The organism is Asaia sp. W19 (assembly GCF_003994335.1).
Classification (GTDB): Bacteria; Pseudomonadota; Alphaproteobacteria; order Acetobacterales; family Acetobacteraceae; genus Asaia.
The window spans coordinates 1-1727 of sequence record NZ_PNQZ01000123.1 but is presented as its reverse complement, the minus strand read 5'-3'; the positions used below and the strand labels follow the sequence as shown (position 1 = coordinate 1727).

Below are 1727 nucleotides of genomic sequence, written 5' to 3'. Positions count from 1 at the left end.
TGCGCGCGGTGGTGCGGCGCTCTCGATGCGTGCCATCACCGGCGCCCCTATCAAGCTGGTGGGTCTGGGCGAAAAGCTCGAGGCGCTGGACGATTTCTATCCCGAGCGTGTGGCCGGTCGTATTCTCGGCCTAGGCGATATTGCCGGGCTGGTCGAGAAGGCCAGCGAGACGCTCGATCACGAAGAGAGCGAACGCGTCGCCAAGAAGATGATGGCGGGCAAGTTCGATCTCGACGATTATGCCTCGCAGCTGCGTCAGATCGGCAAGATGGGCTCCATCTCCGGCATCCTCGGCATGCTGCCCGGCATGGGCAAGCTCAAGGACAAGCTGGGCGATCAGGATCTCGATACCTCGATCTTCAAGCGCCATCAGGCCATCATTTCCTCGATGACCAAGGACGAACGCAAGACGCCCTCGATCATCAAGGCCTCTCGCAAGAAGCGTATCGCTGCCGGTTCCGGCACGACGGTTCAGGAGGTCAACAAGTTGCTCAAGCAGTTTGACGACATGTCCACCATCATGAAGCGCATCAGCAAGATGGGCCTCGGTGGCATGAAGCAGATGCTTTCCGGTCTCATGTCGGGCGGTGCTCCCGGCGGGCGGCCCGGCGGTGGCTTTGGCGGCCCGCGTCGCTAACCCCAACCGGCATGATTTTTACACCGTTTTCGACACTTTGGAGTTAATCAATGAGCCTCAAGATTCGCCTTTCGCGCGCTGGTGCCAAGAAGCGTCCGTACTACCACATCGTGATTGCTGACAGCCGCAGCCCCCGCGACGGCCGTTTCATCGAAAAGGTTGGCGCGTACAACCCGATGCTGCCTTCCGACCATGCCGACCGCATCCGTCTGAACGACGAGCGTATCAAGCACTGGCTGTCGAACGGCGCGCAGGCGACCGATCGCGTTGCCCGCTTCCTTGGCAATGCCGGCCTGATGGAGAAGCCCGTTTACAACGAGCAGCCCAAGCAGTCCGCGCCGAAGAAGCGCGCCCAGGAGCGTGCAGCCGCCAAGGCCGCAGCCTGAGCCATAGACCAGGGATAGGCTTCAGCATTCCATGACGACCGGCAGCGCCCCATTCGACGTATCGAAAGATATTCTGGTCGCGACCGTGGGCAGGCCCCACGGCGTGAAGGGGCTCGTGCATCTCTTTGCGGCAACCGATGATCCGGCCTCTGTCGAGGAAATCGGGACGTTGCATGACGAGCGCGGGACAGTCTGGCGGGTGGAATGGCAGGGTCACGGCATTGCACGTCTGTTTGATGCGTCCGGCCGCCCCGTCACCGACCGGGATGAAGCTTCGCGCCTCGTAAACCTCAAGCTCTATGTCGGTCGGGACTGCCTGCCCGATACGGATGAGGACGAGTTTTATCATGCCGATCTGATCGGGCTGCGCGCCGAAACCCGCGAGGGTAAGGTTCTCGGCACGGTTGCGGTCATCCATGATTATGGCGCGGGTGTCAGCCTGGAAATCACGGCCGCAGAGCAGGGCGGCAAGGGGCAGGATCTGATCGTGCCCTTCACCCATGCCTGCGTGCCGGAAATCCTGTTTGATCAGGGTCGGATCATCGTTGAGCCGCCGCATGAGGTGGAAGTCGAGGGTGATCTGTCGGGCAAGGACGATGTGGCGGTGCGCTCATGACCTGGCGCGCGGATATTCTCACCCTGTTCCCGGACATGTTTCCGGGGCCACTGGGGGTCTCCCTGGCGGGGCGGGGGGCTGRGGRAGG

At 62.0% G+C, this 1727-nt stretch carries 2 protein-coding genes and 2 pseudogenes; all 4 read left to right on the top strand.

Features of this window, described 5'->3' with window-relative positions:
• Window positions 1-637: pseudogene (locus C0V97_RS17170) on the top strand (signal recognition particle protein); the annotation flags it as partial.
• Window positions 638-687: 50 nt separating this feature from the next.
• Window positions 688-1023, top strand: coding sequence for a 30S ribosomal protein S16 (gene rpsP, locus C0V97_RS17165; protein ID WP_127103580.1), 336 nt, complete (start codon window positions 688-690; stop codon window positions 1021-1023).
• Between the two features lie 31 nt (window positions 1024-1054).
• Entirely contained in the window at window positions 1055-1639 is a 585-nt protein-coding gene (gene rimM, locus C0V97_RS17160) for a ribosome maturation factor RimM (protein ID WP_127103579.1), read from the top strand.
• Window positions 1636-1727 (top strand): annotated as a pseudogene (locus tag C0V97_RS17155) (tRNA (guanosine(37)-N1)-methyltransferase TrmD); the annotation flags it as partial. The gene rimM and the pseudogene C0V97_RS17155, both read left to right, overlap by 4 nt.